The 14,250-nt window shown below is 65.8% G+C and carries 14 protein-coding genes; 11 read left to right on the forward strand and 3 right to left on the reverse strand.

The window, feature by feature from the left end; translation table 11 throughout:
• Positions 1–89 precede the first annotated feature (89 nt).
• The 5 genes from G3545_RS26850 to G3545_RS26870 all read left to right on the forward strand — a co-directional run bounded on the left by G3545_RS26850 (position 90) and on the right by G3545_RS26870 (position 5,676).
• A complete protein-coding gene (locus G3545_RS26850) occupies positions 90–659 on the forward strand; it encodes a TetR/AcrR family transcriptional regulator (protein ID WP_246702580.1) in 570 nt (189 codons plus the stop codon).
• A gap of 67 nt (positions 660–726) precedes the next feature.
• Positions 727–1,239 carry a GNAT family N-acetyltransferase gene (locus G3545_RS26855; protein WP_170017359.1) on the forward strand — a complete coding sequence of 171 codons (513 nt, stop codon included), beginning with the start codon at positions 727–729 and terminating at the stop codon, positions 1,237–1,239.
• A 106-nt stretch (positions 1,240–1,345) separates the two neighbouring features.
• Entirely contained in the window at positions 1,346–2,095 is a 750-nt protein-coding gene (locus G3545_RS26860; RefSeq protein WP_170017360.1) for a dienelactone hydrolase family protein, read from the forward strand.
• Positions 2,096–2,107: 12 nt separating this feature from the next.
• Positions 2,108–2,413, forward strand: coding sequence for a DUF6295 family protein (locus G3545_RS26865; RefSeq protein ID WP_170017361.1), 306 nt, complete (start codon positions 2,108–2,110; stop codon positions 2,411–2,413).
• A 149-nt stretch (positions 2,414–2,562) separates the two neighbouring features.
• On the forward strand, positions 2,563–5,676 hold the full coding sequence (locus tag G3545_RS26870) for a multicopper oxidase domain-containing protein (protein ID WP_246702581.1): 3,114 nt from the start codon (positions 2,563–2,565) through the stop codon (positions 5,674–5,676).
• 98 nt (positions 5,677–5,774) lie between these two features.
• Here G3545_RS26870 and G3545_RS26875 read toward each other — a convergent pair whose 3' ends face one another.
• Positions 5,775–6,029 (reverse strand): hypothetical protein, encoded by a 255-nt coding sequence (locus G3545_RS26875; protein ID WP_170017363.1) that lies wholly within the window; start codon positions 6,027–6,029, stop codon positions 5,775–5,777.
• Positions 6,030–6,367: 338 nt separating this feature from the next.
• On the opposite strand from G3545_RS26875, the gene G3545_RS26880 reads away from it, so the two are divergent.
• From G3545_RS26880 to G3545_RS26905, 6 genes are all read left to right on the forward strand, one after another.
• On the forward strand, positions 6,368–8,359 hold the full coding sequence (locus tag G3545_RS26880; protein ID WP_246702949.1) for a BTAD domain-containing putative transcriptional regulator: 1,992 nt from the start codon (positions 6,368–6,370) through the stop codon (positions 8,357–8,359).
• A gap of 222 nt (positions 8,360–8,581) precedes the next feature.
• Positions 8,582–8,824 carry a hypothetical protein gene (locus tag G3545_RS26885; protein ID WP_170017365.1) on the forward strand — a complete coding sequence of 81 codons (243 nt, stop codon included), beginning with the start codon at positions 8,582–8,584 and terminating at the stop codon, positions 8,822–8,824.
• Between the two features lie 3 nt (positions 8,825–8,827).
• The gene (locus G3545_RS26890) at positions 8,828–10,090 is read left to right on the forward strand and encodes a YcaO-like family protein (protein ID WP_170017366.1); all 1,263 of its coding nucleotides are present in this window, start codon (positions 8,828–8,830) and stop codon (positions 10,088–10,090) included.
• Positions 10,087–10,722 (forward strand): TfuA-like protein, encoded by a 636-nt coding sequence (locus tag G3545_RS26895; RefSeq protein WP_170017367.1) that lies wholly within the window; start codon positions 10,087–10,089, stop codon positions 10,720–10,722. The genes G3545_RS26890 and G3545_RS26895 overlap by 4 nt, the downstream gene beginning before the upstream one ends.
• A gap of 223 nt (positions 10,723–10,945) precedes the next feature.
• Positions 10,946–11,218 (forward strand): hypothetical protein, encoded by a 273-nt coding sequence (locus G3545_RS26900; protein ID WP_170017368.1) that lies wholly within the window; start codon positions 10,946–10,948, stop codon positions 11,216–11,218.
• A gap of 89 nt (positions 11,219–11,307) precedes the next feature.
• Positions 11,308–12,261: an aldo/keto reductase gene (locus G3545_RS26905; protein ID WP_170017369.1), complete on the forward strand. Its 954-nt coding sequence runs from the start codon at positions 11,308–11,310 to the stop codon at positions 12,259–12,261.
• A gap of 122 nt (positions 12,262–12,383) precedes the next feature.
• Here the strand turns inward: G3545_RS26905 and G3545_RS26910 are convergent, their stop codons facing one another.
• Positions 12,384–12,851: a flavin reductase gene (locus G3545_RS26910; protein WP_170018297.1), complete on the reverse strand. Its 468-nt coding sequence runs from the start codon at positions 12,849–12,851 to the stop codon at positions 12,384–12,386.
• Between the two features lie 83 nt (positions 12,852–12,934).
• On the reverse strand, positions 12,935–14,248 hold the full coding sequence (locus tag G3545_RS26915) for an NtaA/DmoA family FMN-dependent monooxygenase (RefSeq protein WP_170017370.1): 1,314 nt from the start codon (positions 14,246–14,248) through the stop codon (positions 12,935–12,937).
• Positions 14,249–14,250 lie beyond the last annotated feature (2 nt).

Below are 14,250 nucleotides of genomic sequence, written 5' to 3' on the forward strand. Positions count from 1 at the left end.
AAGCCCGCGCGGCACGCTGGAGCGTGAGATTGGCCGAGATGCCACCGCCTGCTTCGGGCGAGACCGAAGACGAATCAACGACTAAGGGCATGCGGGCCGACGCCCGCCGCAATCGCGAAAAACTTCTCGCGATCGCCGCCGCGGCCTTCGCCGAGCATGGCGTCAACACCTCGCTCGAGGAAATTGCGCGGCGCGCCGGCGTCGGCATCGGCACGCTCTACCGGCATTTTCCGACCCGCGAGCATCTGGTCGAGACCGTCTATCGCCGCGAGGTCGACCTTTTGTGCCACGCGTCCGAGGATCTGGCGCGGCGCCTGCCGCCGGACGAGGCGCTGGCGGAATGGATGCAGCAACTCGTCGGCTACACCGCGACCAAGCGGGGCATGTCGGACAGCCTGCGCATCCTGTTCGACGCCAATTCCGAGATCTTCGCCGATTCACCCAGCCGGATCGCCCGCGCGCTCGAAACCCTCGTTGCGGCCGCCGTTGCGGCAGGCACCATCCGCAAGGACGTCGCGCCGTCGGATGTGCTGCAGGCGCTGTTCGGCATCTATTCCGCCCCGGCCACGCCGGACTGGGAGCCGCGCTCGCGGCGCATCGTCTCGCTGATCATGGACGGGCTGCGCTGGGGAGCGCCGAAGGGCAGGGGCGCGCAGTAGCGGACCTTGACGAGTGCTCCAAAAGCTCCTGGATTTGGCCTCGGAGAGAGGTCTCGCGAGGCTTCCGATGCTGCTGGTCAGACACGCGAAGACACCTGATGATTTCGTAACCGTTCATTCCTTGCTCGCCGAGATGGGAGCGTGGGATGCCGAGACAGTCGCGCTTCTCGGCCTTTCCAGTGACGATGTCATTCCGACCTACTACGCGGAAGACCCGGAAGCCCTGCGGGTTTGTTTCACGAGCGGAGAGGCCGCCTTGCTTCTATGCACCGATGACGGCGTGGCGATCGGCTGTGGCGGTTTCGTCGGCGACGGCAGGGTGGCCGAGATTACGAAAATTTACGTGCGCCCTGAAGCCCGAGGCCGTGGCGCCGGCAGGACCATCATGTCGGCCATGATGCGTGAGATCGAAGGGAAGGGGTTTCACCGCGCCCGGCTGATCACGACGGAATTCATGGTCGAGGCGCAGGCGATGTATGCGGCCTTCGGCTTCCAGCGATGCGCCAATTTCGAGCCTGCGCCCGCGAGCCTGCAGCCGATCACGGTCTATATGGAGCGGACATTGGTCCGGGAAGGTTAGCCGGCGGAGCTGACGCTCGACGGTGCACGCGTTTGTCATGCGCACTGCCTAAACGTACACATTCTTCGGCTGGACGATTGAGGCCGGCGCCTGTGGAGGAACACCGATGGCATTCTACCGAGGCATGACCTGCGAGAACGTGACCATCAGCGGCGACCGGGGAACCCCGATCACCGCCTATGTGGCCAAGCCGGAAGGTGCGGGGCCGTTTCCAGGCGTGGTACTGGTCCATCATCTCCCCGGCTGGAGCGAGTTCTACATCGAGACGACACGGCGCTTTGCGCATCACGGCTATCTCGCAATCTGCGCCAATCTCTATGAGCGCGCCGGCGCCGGCGACCCGGACGACGTCGCTGCCAAGGTGCGCGCCGAGGGCGGCGTTCCCGATGCGCAGGTGGTCGGCGACACCGCGGCGGCGGTGGAGTGGATGCGCGCCCAGCCCGAGCACAACGGCAAGGTCGGCCTTTTCGGCTCCTGTTCGGGCGGCCGGCACGCCTTCATCTATGCCTGCCAGCGCGACGACGTCGACGCCTGTGCCGAACTCTGGGGCGGCCGCGTGGTGATGGGCACGGAGGAGCTCAACGACAAGACGCCGGTCGCTCCGATCGACCTGACGAAGGGCCTTTCCTGCCCGCTGATCGGCATCTTCGGCAATGATGACCGCGCGCCGAGCCCGGAGCAGGTGAACCAGCACGAGGCCGAACTGAAGAGACACGGCAAGGGTTACGAGTTCCACCGCTATGACGGCGCCGGCCATGGCTTCTTCTATTGGCATCGGCCGATCTACCGGCCCGAGCAGGCCATGGATGGTTGGAGCAAGGTTTTCGCGTTCTTCGACAAGCATCTGGCAAAGTAGGGGGCACGGAGCATGTGCACGTCCATTGTCGAGATCATCCCCGCGGAGGGCATGGCGAAGCGCGGGGCCGACTGGTTCCCCCTGACGCAGGCGGTGGTCGCCTATGACCATGCGCGCCATGCGCCGCTGGCCGACGTCATCACGCTCGATTTCATCAATACCGGCCTGGAGCCAGGGGCGCGCGCCGGCGTCGAGCTGACGCTCGAAAGCGCCAGGGAACTGCGCGCCGCGCTCGACCGGGCGATCATCGCGGCCGAGTTCGAGGAGGCGGAAGTGCGGGGCAAGGGCGCCGCGCCCAGCCTCGTGCAGGCGGCTTGATACCGGGAGACAGGCAAGGTCCTTCGTCCCTTAACCTCGCCCGAACTCTCCTGGATGGCGGGCCTCGACGAACCCATGTGCGAGGCCCATGATACCTGCTGCGGTAGCAGGGGGCGATTTCAGTGAACAAAATGGGTGGGGCCGGTCGCGTGGTCGCTCGCGCGATCCTTGCGGCCATCGCGGTCGCGTCTTCAGGTGGTGGCGTCGCTCTCGCCCAAACCGGCGCCTACACGCCACCTGCGTTCAGGGAGCCGGTGACGCTGTCGAGCGTGGACGGCGTGCTCGAAGTCACGCTCACCGCGCATCAGGGTGAGGTCACGCTCGACACTGCGGCAGCTCCGGTCAAGAACGCGCTGCTGTTCGGCTACCGGCTCACTCGCGGCAAGGCCTCGAACGGCGAGAGCGCCGCGAGCAACAGCTACCCGGCGCCCACGCTCCAGGTGTTTCCGGGCGAGCGGCTCGTGGTCCACCTCGAGAACGGCCTGTCGGGGCTGACCATCCGCGACTTCTATGATCCTCGATACGTGACGGCCGGCAACGAAGTGCCGGTTGCCCCCGAGCAACTCGCGGAGTCGCCGCTCAATCTCCACACCCACGGCCTGCACGTCAGCCCGAAGGGCAATTCGGACAATGTGCTCATCCACATGCCGACCGGCACGGCGAACACCTATGTCTATGACGTGCCTACCAACATGCCGCACGGGGCCTACTGGTATCATCCGCATCTGCATACGCTGACGGCGGCGCACGTCTATTTCGGCCTCGCCGGCCTGCTCTCCATCGGACGGCCCGACGGCAATCTTCCCATCGTCACGCAGAAGGCCATCCCGATCCGGAACATGGCACTGCAGTACAATTTCGTCTTCGATCGCCAGGGCCCGAACCCGCAGTTCAACAATGCCAACTGGCCGCAATTCGTCAGCACCCAGAAGCCCCCGGCGGCCGGCGAGTTGGCGAACGGCACCTATCGTCCGGTCCTTGCTCCGGTGAATTTCCCGCAGTCCCAAATGGGCTCCCGCTTCCCGACGGTGTGGTACGAGGGCCCGCTGTCGATCCAGAACATGCGCGGGCGCTTCCAGTTCATACCGAGCAATCTCCAGGCGTTTACGGCCGCCGCCGGGCCGGCGGGCAACCTCCCGGCCAACCCGTCGCTTCCCGATCGCCTCCGCGACATCCAGTTCACGGTGAATGGCCAGTTCCAGCCGACCCTTCGCAGCAAGCCGGGGCAGACCGAGATCTGGGTGCTCTCCAACATAAGCGACATGGCCTACATCACCGTCCAGCTCACCGAGACGGCGACCGGGCGGCATCCGAAGCTCGCGATCGTCGGGCAGGACGGCAACCCCAGTCCCCTGGTCCGCTACCCCACCGAGGAGAACGGCACCCGGCTGGTCATCCCGCCGGCCTCGCGGTTCGCGATTGCGGTGACCATGCCCGCCGAAGGCGACCTGATCCTCGAAATGCCGGAGCGGGGCGGCGGCGCGCGCACGGAGAATGCGCCGGGCATCCTCTACACCAACAACGGCACCGAGAATCCGCCGGCGGTGCTCGGCGCGCTCAGCGTGCTGCCATCGGCCGTAAGCTATTATGACGGCTTCTTCTTCTTTCCGACCCAGCTGCTGGCACGGGCGGTGGTGGAGCAGGGCAAAGGCGAGACGACGGCGTTCACCGAGGGACAGCCGCTCGGCGCCTTCACCTCGTTCGACGATCTGTCCAAGCTCACGCCCGACCTGACGCGGCACATCCTCATCAATGGCGGCTTCCTCAACAACCTCGCCAGCAAGGCGGATCCGAAGACCTTCATCTACGCCTTCGACAGCGGCGCCTTCCCGAACGTTCCGATTATCCAGCCCCGCCTCAATTCGGTGGAGGAGTGGGTGTTTCGCAACGAGAACAATGACGAGCACCCCATCCATATTCACGTGAACGACTTCCAGATAACCGGCGTCTCCGATCCGACCATCGGCCTGACGCTCGGGGCGGTGATGCAGGGCATCGACAACGCCAATGTGCCGGCTCCCAATCTCGGGCCGGGGGAGTCGGTGATACAGCCCGGCACGCTGTCGATACGCACCCGGTTCGAAGACTATGCCGGCCTCTTCGTCATGCATTGCCACCGCCTCAACCACGAGGACAACGGCCTCATGGCGCTGGTCAACGTCATCCCGGCCGTATCGTCCTACGCGGTGGCGGTCCCCGGCGCTTCGGGCCGTCCTGCGATGGTCAGGATCATGGACGGCGACAAACTGATCGCGAAGGTCACGCCGTTTCCGGGCTTCGAGGGAAGCCTGAGCGTGGCCATGGGCGACGTCGACGATGACGGCATCTATGATCTGGTCGCCGGCGCGGGCGCGGGTCACGCGCCGGAGGTCGTGGTGCTCTCGGGTGCTGCGAAGGACGGGGCAACCGCTTTCTCGCGGGAGCTGGCGCGCTTCACGGCGTTCGACGCCGCTTCGAAGAACGGCATAAGCGTCGCAGCGGCGCAGATCGACGGCGTCACCACGGGCGACAACATCATCGTCGGGTCGGGACCGGGCGTGCCGAGCGAGGTGAAGGTCTTCAGTTCGAAGCTGCCCTCCGCCGGCACCGCCCCTGCCGTCTTCTCCTCGTTCAGCCCGTATCCGGGAGACCGGTCCGGCGTAACCCTCAACTCCGGCTTCGTCGATTTCACCACCGGCCGGCAGAGCATCGTGACCGCGCCCGGTCCCGGCGCGCCGTCGAGCGTGAAGGTGTTCGTCTTCCCGCTGCTGGCCCCGCTCGAGGCCGCCACCACCGCCAATCATCACGGGACCGCGGAGCCTGCCCAGCCGGTAATGACCACCGAGTTCAAGCCCTTTGGCGAGGGCTACAAAGGTGGTGTGTCGCTCGCCACCGGCTGGCTCGCCGGGGTTCTGGGCGGCGCCGAGCGCATCGTCGTCGGCCAGCTCGACGGCAGCACGGTGAAGGTCTTCTCCAGCGGCTCGGCGCTCGACGGCGGGCCCTCGATGTATCTCCACAGTGCCAGCGCGCACCAGCATGCGAGCTTCACCGAGATGGCCTCGTTCTCACCTTTCGGCGAGACTACCCGCGGCGTGAACGTCGCCGCGACGAGCACCACCGAGGGGGCCGACCTCTTGGTCAGCCCATTGTCCGGCGAGCGCAATGCCACGATCCGCCGCTTCGCATTCGAGCGGGCCGGCGAGGCCGCGACAACGCTTACGGCCAATCTTGTCGGTGAGATCGCGTCGGAGGGAGCCGGATCGCTCGCCCTTGGTGGTGACTAGAGAATGGTCCCGCGCTCAAGGGGCATCATCGCGGGAATCAAAACGGGCGCCGCACCCATGTGGATGCGGCGCCCGCCTTCGCCCCCCGCAGCGGCCGCTCAGTTCATGTGGCTCTGCTCGGCCGGCTGTTCCGGAGCCATGAAATCCGCAACGGTGAAAGCGATGCCGCGGTGTCGCATTTCGTCGAGCAGCGCGGCTACCGCGACATCCAGGCAATGCGCGGGAAACTCGGCGCCGACTTCGAGCGCGTCTTCCCGGGCGAAGATGACCATGCGGGTCAGCGCTGCGAGCCGCTCATGGGTATTCTCCGGCAGCTCCGTGCCGATTTCGTCGTCGCGCATTTCGTTCGCCATCGCGTCCTCCCAGCCAATGTGCGGGCATGAAAGCGAACCGGGCGTGACAAAACGTCAGTGACGACGAGCCGGCAGCAAAGTTGTAGCGAGGGTAGTGGGGAGCGACCGCAGGTAGAAATCATTCTAAATTATGAGTGTTTTCCGGTAGCTACGGCGTGATCAGGAATGAAGCCGACGATCAATAGCCGTGACACGAGCGTGACTCGCGCACGAAACGAAAGAAAATTACCATTGAAGGCGCCTGCCGTTTGGGTAAGTTGTTCTTGTTTCAGCATGCTTCCCCACGTTGCGGCCATTGTGCTGTCGGGGTGTATATTCTCTAGCTCCATGTGATCGACATGAGCGGGCACTTATACCTTTTGGGCAGACCTCGCGCCCTTACGGCGGGAGGCGCAGCGCTTCATTTCCCCAACAAGACCTACGCGCTCACGGCCCATCTGCTGTATGCGAGTGATGCGGCCGGCGTACCGCGTCGGGCCATTGCCGAGTTCCTGTGGGAGAGCGCCGAGCCCTCCGTTGCGTCCGCCAATCTGCGGCAGCTTCTGGTGCGCATTCGCGATGTCGAGCGTGCCCACAATGTTCGGCTGTTCGAGGATGACGGGCAGTCCGTACGGCTGAGCCGTGATCATTTCACCATCGATCTCGACCAGTTGCTGGAGCTGACGCGCGAGCGCCTGCGGGTCAATGTCGTCGGGCTTTGCGATCTCTATACCGGCGACCTGCTGGCCGACCAGGATGGCGAGCCCAAATTTGCGCAGTGGGTGAGGTTGCGCCGGACGGAGTGCCGGGAGGCGTTCATCGCCTCGGTGTGCCGCCAGATCGAACCGCTGCCGCCGAGGACCGACCGCACCCAGCTGTTCCGCGCGGCGCGACGGCTGATCGAGGTCGACGACTATAATGAGGTCGGCCCCAGGACGCTGATGCGGCTCCATGCCGAGGCCGGACGGCCGGACCTGGCGAAGATCGTCTATCGCGAACTGAAAGCGCTGCTGACGCGCGACCTCAACGTTCAGGTCGATCCCGTAACGGAACGGCTCGCCGCTGAACTCGACGCGCCGGCAAGCGTGCGGACACATCTTGCGGCCGAGCCGCGCATGATCGCCGCGCCAGCCGGCTCCGCCGGGGAGCCGAAGCTGGCGGCTGAGCCTCGCATGTCCGAGCCGCCCGCCCGATCGAGCGGGGTGCCGAAGCTCGCAATCTTGATGCCGCCTCCCTTGACGAGCGATCTCCATGCCACCGCCTGTGCGCTGATCGACGACGTCACCATCGGCCTCTGCCGCTTCAAGGGGCTCACCGTGGTGGCTCCGCACACCGCCTGGCAATTGGTGGAAGAGGCCAAGCAGCAGGACGCGTTCGAGCGCTTCAATCTCGATTATGTCGCCGAGAGCCGGCTGCACCAGCTCGGCAGCGAGGGCGTGCTGGCGGTGAAGCTCTACTCCGCGCGCAGCCGCGAAATAGTATGGGCCGAGCATTTCTCGTTCACGCCGGCCTCGAGCGCGCAGCAATATCGCGAGCTGTCGTTGCGGCTGATGCTGACGCTCACCAGCCGGGTCGAGCGCGCCGAGCTCGCCCGCTACGATCTTGCCCAGCATCCGACCGCCTATCACTGGTACCTTGTGGGCCGGCAGTCGCTCACCGCGCTCGATCTGCCGAGCGCACGCCGGGCGCGCCAGGCCTTCAAGGCCGCCGTCAGCCTCGCGCCCGATTTCGTGCCGGCGATCAGCGGCCTGGCGCGCACCTACCAGATCGAATGGCTGCTGCTGGCGCGCGGCGATGGCGGCCTGCTGGCCGAGGCCGAGCGGCTGGCGGCGCGGGCCATCGAGCTCGACGAGACCGATGCGCGCGGCTATCGCGAGAGCGGCATCTGCCATCTCTATGCGCGGCACTATGATGCATGCCTCGATGCCTATGCGCGCGCCGAAGATCTCAATCCGCAACATGCCGACCTGATCGCCGACCACGCCGACGCACTGGTGCACGCATCCGATCCGGACGCGGCGCTGGTGAAGATCGAGCGGGCGATCGAACTGAACCCGTTGGCCCCGGATTCCTATTGGTGGACCGCCGGCGGCGCCAATTATCTCACCGGGAATTATCAGGCCTCGATCGCAGCGATCGGCCGGATGCACAACAGCACGCCGGCGTTGCAATTGCAGGCGGCGAGCCACGCCATGCTCGGCGAGCGCGAAGCGGCGGCGCAGTGCGTCGAGCAGGCGCGGGAGGTCCACCCGGAATTCAGCATCGCGAAGTGGCTGCAGATCGTGCCGTTCAAGGATGAGCGGCACATCCGGCACTATGAGGCGGGCCTGCGTCAGGCGGGCTTCGACTAGAGCCTATCCGCTCGGATGAAAGCATCCGGGTGGCAATTTAGTGCTTTAGAATCAATAAGTTGTGGCGCGTCCTTCTCGCAGGGGTCTTCCGGCTTTTGCGGGCATGCTTTCGTGCATCGTGCCGAAAGCATCCTGCTTTAACTTATTGAATTTAATCATGTTTTACCAAACCTGATCGCGTCGATCCACATCAAGCGCGATCCATCCAGGGGAGAACGGGGCATGGCGAAGTTCGTGATTTTCGGCGTGAAAGGCGATGCGGCGGTGTGGCTGGCTGATCTCGAACACGGGACGGTCGAACAGGTCAGTCCGGCCGAGGTCGAGGCGGCGGGCGCTGCCGAAGCCGGCTTTCTCACCGCGGCGATCAAGGCGCGGCAGTTCGGCTACACCCTGGTGAAGGATGTCGACCTTGCGGTCGCCACCACGACCCGCTCGGATGCCGCCGCGGCGCACATGTCGTGCTGATCGATGATCCCGGCCTCTCTGGCGCCGGACATAGATGAACGGCTGAGATCGGAGGCGGAGCTGATTGCGCGCGTCTCCGATCCCTATTCGGAGCGGGTGCGCCCCGCCGCCGAGACGGTCGCTCTGGTGCGACGCGACTTCGCGCGCTTCGGCATCACCCGCCTCGGTCGCATTACCGGCCTCGACACGATCGGCATTCCGGTCTGGTTCGCCACCAGGCCGGCCGCCTACACGCTCGCGGTGACGCAGGGCAAGGGCCTCGATGACGCCTCGGCGCAGGCATCGGCGGTGATGGAGGCGATGGAGATCGCGACCGCGGAGCGCCCGTCGGTCGAATTGCTGGAAGCCTCCGCTTCCGAACTCGCCGCAGGCGGCGAGCGGTTCGACCTGTTGCCGAGCCTGTTGCGCCGCGGCGGCTCGCTTCCCCGGGACGATGAAACCCTGCCATGGGCCGAAGGGTTCGACCTCGTCTCCGGCGAGCCGACCTGGATGCCGGCCGAGGCGGTCATGCTCGACTATCGGCCGGAGCGGGCAAAGCCGCGCTGGTGGCAGTCGACGGACGGCCTCGCTTCCGGAAACCTGATGTGGGAGGCGGTGCTGCACGGCCTCCTGGAGCGGATCGAACGTGACGCCTCGACCTTGTGGACCTATCGCACGGAGGCTCAGGTCAGGGCGCGCTGCCTCCACCCCGAGGCGTTCGGCGATGCGGCCGTGCTGCGCCTTGCGGAGCAGGTCGCCGATGCCGGGCTGCATCTGCGCCTGTTCGACATCACCACCGATATCGGACTGCCCGCGATGTTCGCCACCATCTCGCCGCGTCCGGACGGCCGCGAGGCGCAGTGGCGGCACTTCGACATCGCCAGCGGGCGCGGCTGTCATCCGTCGGCGTCGAGGGCGGCAATCCGTGCGATTACCGAGGCGGCGCAGTCGCGGCTGACCATCATTGCCGGCGCTCGCGACGATTTCGATCCGGCGCTTTACGCAGCGCCGCTCAAGCCGGACCTGCTGGTCTATCCGCATGCCGAGCCGCAGGACGGCGCGGTGCCGTCGCCAGGCGTCGCGAGCGGCCCGCGCGGCCTGCTGCCCGCCATCTTCGAGCGGCTAGGCGGTGCCGGCGTCGGCCGCGTGATCGTGGTGCCGCTGAGCGGCGCGCACGAGCCGATGCCGGTGGTGAAGATGCTGGTGCCGGAACTGGAGAACCCGCCGGGCGAGCGCCGCCAGCAACGCGGGCGCCGCGGCCTCGCCGCCATGCTGAGGTCGGCATGAAGATCGTCTTCGCCGGCCCCAGCCTCTACGGGCATATGCGCGACGGTCGCATCGCGAACGCGCCGTCGCTGGTCTGCCGTGGTCCGGCGCGCCAGGGCGATATCACTCGCGCGGTGGCGGATGGGGCGTCCGTGATCGGGCTGATCGATGGCCTGTTCGAACATGTCGCCGCGCCCTGGCACAAGGAGATCCTCCATGCGCTCTCACAAGGCGTTGCGGTCTATGGCGCCGCCAGCATGGGCGCGCTTCGGGCCGCGGAATGCGCCGCGTTCGGCATGATCGGGGTCGGCGAAATCTATGCCGGCTATGCGTCAGGTGAGCTTGTCGATGACGACGCGGTCGCCCAGCTCCACGCCCCGGCGGAGCTGGACTACCAGCCGCTCACCGAGGCGCTGGTGAATATCGAAGCGACGCTGGCGGCGTCGAGCGGCACTGGCGCCATCGGCGCGGGCGAGCAGGACGAACTGCTACACGTCGCCCGCCGCCTGCATTTCAAGGACCGGACCATCGTGCGGGTCGTGGCGGAGAGCTCGCTTTCCGTCGAGCGCGGCTTGGAGGTCGCCGCGCTCTTGAAGCGCGATGGCTCGAACGTGAAGGCGCGTGATGCGAAGGCGCTGATCGCTCGGCTTTAGCCAAGTGCATCTTTATCGCCCCCTTACAAATCTCCCGCCGAAATCCGATCGCGGCTTTATCGGCGCCGGGAGCACATCTGCCTGAGCCACGTCACCCTGAGACGCGAGCGCAGCTCGCCTCGAAGCATGGTCAAGCTGAGGACGGCCATCGGGGTGGGCATCCTTCGAGGCCGCTTTGCGGCACCTCAGGGTGACGTTCCGAGGGAGGAGAGGCGATCCGCACATGATCCTGCGCGAACTCGATCCAGTTTCCGATGCCACCATCGGCCGATTCCGGCTGAAGGTAGTCTTTGCCTGCCTCGGGGCGCTGCTGGTGCACGGCGCCTATGGCGCTGTGTGTTCGGGCTGGCTGGCCCTCTACGCCCTCTTCACCGCCGGGATCGCGCTGTTCTCCGGGCAGAAGATCGATGCGCCGGTGTTCAATCATTGGGACGAGGCGGTGTGGCTGCTGTTCCTGGCGCACGGCATGCGCCTCGCTCATCTCGGCTTTTCGTGATCGTGTGCCGTCGCGATCGGCGGATTGCGGATTGCAGGCGCGCGGCCGCGGGATTAGCTGTCCGTTACATCTGTGACAGGACATCGCCCATGCAGAAGCGGCCTCTCGGCAAGACCGGACTGGGCATCGCGCCTTTGGTGTTCGGCGGCAATGTGTTCGGCTGGACGCTGGACGAAGCGGCGGCCTTCAATGTGCTCGACGCCTTCGTCGATCACGGCTTCAACGCCATCGACACCGCGGACGTCTACTCATCCTGGGCGCCGGGCAACAAGGGCGGTGAATCCGAGACCATCATCGGCAATTGGCTGAAGGCGCGCCCCGGCCTGCGCGAGCGGGTGGTGATCTTCACCAAGGTCGGTTCCGATATGGGCCAGCCCGGCAAGAGGGGCTTGTCGGAACGCTGGATCCTGCAAGCCGCCGAGGAGTCGCTCGCCCGTCTCGGGACGAGCGAGATCGACCTCTATTTCTCCCATTGGCCGGACAAGAACGTCACTTATGGCGAGACGCTCGGCGCCTATGACAAGCTCATCAAGGCCGGCAAGGTGCGCGCGATCGGCGCCTCGAACCTTGATGCGGCGCAGCTCGGCGAGGCACTGAAAGTGGCGAGGGAGAAGAACCTTCCCGCCTATCAGGTGCTGCAGCCGGAATATAATCTTTATGAACGCTCCGGCTTCGATGGCGCGTTGCGCGATCTCTGCATTCGCGAAGGGCTCGGCGTCGTCACCTATTTCAGCCTCGCCTCCGGCTTCCTCTCCGGCAAATACCGCTCGAACGAGGATCTCGGTCAGAGCCAGCGCGGCGGCGGCATCGCCAGATACTTGAATGAGCGCGGCATGAGGATTCTCGACGCGCTGGACGCGGTCGGCGACCGCCATGCCGCCAAGCCGGCCGAGATCGCGCTGGCCTGGCTGATGGCACGGGAGGGCGTCACCGCGCCGATCGCCAGCGCCACCAGCGTCGCGCAGGTGGAGAGCTTCGCCAAAGCGGCGAACATCACGCTCACTGTCGGCGACATAGACGTGCTGGACACGGCCAGCGCCTAGAGCATTTCCGGATCAGATGGAATCATCTGATCGAAGAGGAATTGCTCCAGCTTATTGAATCTAGAGCACTTTCTTATCGTTCGGATGTTCCATCCGAACGGAAAGGGCTCTAGGACCGGCCCTTACCGGCCGGCAGGCGGATCATGGTCGACGGCGTGATAGCGCCGGCCGAAATAGATCAACCCGGTGCGCGCATCGCCTTCCATCAGCCCGACGACTTCGCAGAACAGCACGTCGTGGGTGCCGATCTCGACGGTGCGCACCACCCGGCAATCGAAGGCGGCAACGGCACTGACGAGCATCGGCGCGCCGGTGGCGGAGATCTTCCAGTCGGCGGTGGCGAAGCGCTCGTCGGACGGCGTGCGGCCGCCGAACAGTTGCGACAGGTCCTCGTGCCCCGAGGCCAGCGTGTTGACGCAGAGCACGCCATTGGCATGGAAGGCGCGGCTCACAGAACTGCCCTTGTTGAGGCAGACCAGCAGGGTCGGCGGCGTGTCGGTGACGCTGCACACCGCCGAGGCGGTGAAGCCTTGCCGCCCGCCCGGCCCGTCGGTGGTGACGATGTTCACCGCCGCGCCGAGGCGCGCCATCGCATCGCGATAGCTCTGGCGAGTGATGGTCGAGCTGCCGGGTGGCGGCCCTTGCTCGACCGGAGAACACTGTCCCACGGCGTTCAGAACTCCATGAGGTTGTCGCGCAGTTTCTGGTGCGCATATTCGGTGCGCACCAGGCCGCGCCGTTGCAAAGCTGGCACCAGGCCGTCGGCGATCTCGACGAGATAGCGGCGGCTGACGCGCAGCACCGGGGTGGTGATGAGGAAGCCGTCGCCGCCGACCTCGGCCATGGCATCGCCCATCTTGTCGGCGACCTGGTCGGGCGTGCCGATCAGCTCCAGCGACGAGACGAGGCCGCCGCCGCCATCGGCCGCCAGTTCGCGCAGCGTCTTGCCGGAACCCCATTGCTGGAACTTGTCGAGCGAGCCGGATTCACCATTGGTGACGAGCTTGTGCGGCAGCGGCTTGTCGACCTCGAACTGCGAGAAGTCGATTTCGGTAATGGCGGAGATCGAGCTCAATATGTCGGTGACGAAATTGTCCGAGGTGGTGGTGCGGATATATTTGGCACGCGCCTCCTCCTCGGTGTCCGCCAGCGTCGGGGTGATGCAGAACAGCACCTTGATCTCGTTGGGATCGCGCCCTTGAGCGACGGCGCGGGCGCGAATGTCCTCGCGGAACGCCTTCATGCCCTCGACGCCGTTCGCCACCGAGATGATGGAATCGGCGTGCTGGGCGGCGAAGTCGCGCCCGCGCGGCGAAGCGCCGGCCTGCACGAACACCGGGCGGCCCTGCGGCGAGGGCACGGTGTTGAGCGGCCCCCGCACCTGGTAGAACTCGCCCTTGTGGTCGATGGTGTGGACCTTGGACGGGTCGGCATAGACGCCGTTCTTGCGGTCGAGGACGATGGCGTCCGGCTCCCAGGAATCGAACAGCGCGCGGACCACGTGCATGTACTCATCCGCCATGGCGTAGCGGTGCTCGCGCAAGGGGAGCTTGTCCATGCCGAAATTCTGCGCGGCGAGATCCTCGGCGCTGGTGACGATATTCCAGCCGAAGCGCCCGCGTGTCAGGCTGTCGATGGTCGAGGATAGCCGCGCCAGCATGAAGGGCGGGTAGGACATGGTGGACATGGTTGCCACCACGCCGAGCCGCTGGGTCGCCATGCCCATGGCGACCGCAAGCGGGGCCGGATCGTGCTTCGGCACCATCATGGCGTTCTTCAGCGCGAAGTCGCGCGAGCCGCCATAGGTCTCCGGCACCATCAGCTTGTCCTCGATCATGATGTAGTCGAAGCAGGCGCGCTCCAGCGTCTGCGCCATCTCGACATAGAACTGGCCGTCCCAGGGCAGGCCGCCATTGCCGAACGGCTCGCGCCACTCATCCGGCGTGAAGTTCATGAACCAGGCAAGGTGGAAGCGATTGTCGGTCATGT

Origin of the sequence: Starkeya sp. ORNL1, from assembly GCF_012971745.1 — a bacterium.
GTDB lineage: Bacteria > Pseudomonadota > Alphaproteobacteria > Rhizobiales > Xanthobacteraceae > Ancylobacter.

What these genes read in the sequence shown, in the direction of transcription:
- G3545_RS26850 (WP_246702580.1), top strand. Translation starts at nt 90, where the DNA reads ATGCGGGCCGACGCCCGCCGCAATCGCGAAAAACTTCTCGCGATCGCC.
- G3545_RS26855 (WP_170017359.1), top strand. Translation starts at nt 727, where the DNA reads ATGCTGCTGGTCAGACACGCGAAGACACCTGATGATTTCGTAACCGTT.
- G3545_RS26860 (WP_170017360.1), top strand. Translation starts at nt 1,346, where the DNA reads ATGGCATTCTACCGAGGCATGACCTGCGAGAACGTGACCATCAGCGGC.
- G3545_RS26865 (WP_170017361.1), top strand. Translation starts at nt 2,108, where the DNA reads ATGTGCACGTCCATTGTCGAGATCATCCCCGCGGAGGGCATGGCGAAG.
- G3545_RS26875 (WP_170017363.1), bottom strand. Translation starts at nt 6,029, where the DNA reads ATGGCGAACGAAATGCGCGACGACGAAATCGGCACGGAGCTGCCGGAG.
- G3545_RS26880 (WP_246702949.1), top strand. Translation starts at nt 6,368, where the DNA reads ATGAGCGGGCACTTATACCTTTTGGGCAGACCTCGCGCCCTTACGGCG.
- G3545_RS26885 (WP_170017365.1), top strand. Translation starts at nt 8,582, where the DNA reads ATGGCGAAGTTCGTGATTTTCGGCGTGAAAGGCGATGCGGCGGTGTGG.
- G3545_RS26890 (WP_170017366.1), top strand. Translation starts at nt 8,828, where the DNA reads ATGATCCCGGCCTCTCTGGCGCCGGACATAGATGAACGGCTGAGATCG.
- G3545_RS26895 (WP_170017367.1), top strand. Translation starts at nt 10,087, where the DNA reads ATGAAGATCGTCTTCGCCGGCCCCAGCCTCTACGGGCATATGCGCGAC.
- G3545_RS26900 (WP_170017368.1), top strand. Translation starts at nt 10,946, where the DNA reads ATGATCCTGCGCGAACTCGATCCAGTTTCCGATGCCACCATCGGCCGA.
- G3545_RS26905 (WP_170017369.1), top strand. Translation starts at nt 11,308, where the DNA reads ATGCAGAAGCGGCCTCTCGGCAAGACCGGACTGGGCATCGCGCCTTTG.
- G3545_RS26910 (WP_170018297.1), bottom strand. Translation starts at nt 12,851, where the DNA reads ATGGCGCGCCTCGGCGCGGCGGTGAACATCGTCACCACCGACGGGCCG.
- G3545_RS26915 (WP_170017370.1), bottom strand. Translation starts at nt 14,248, where the DNA reads ATGACCGACAATCGCTTCCACCTTGCCTGGTTCATGAACTTCACGCCG.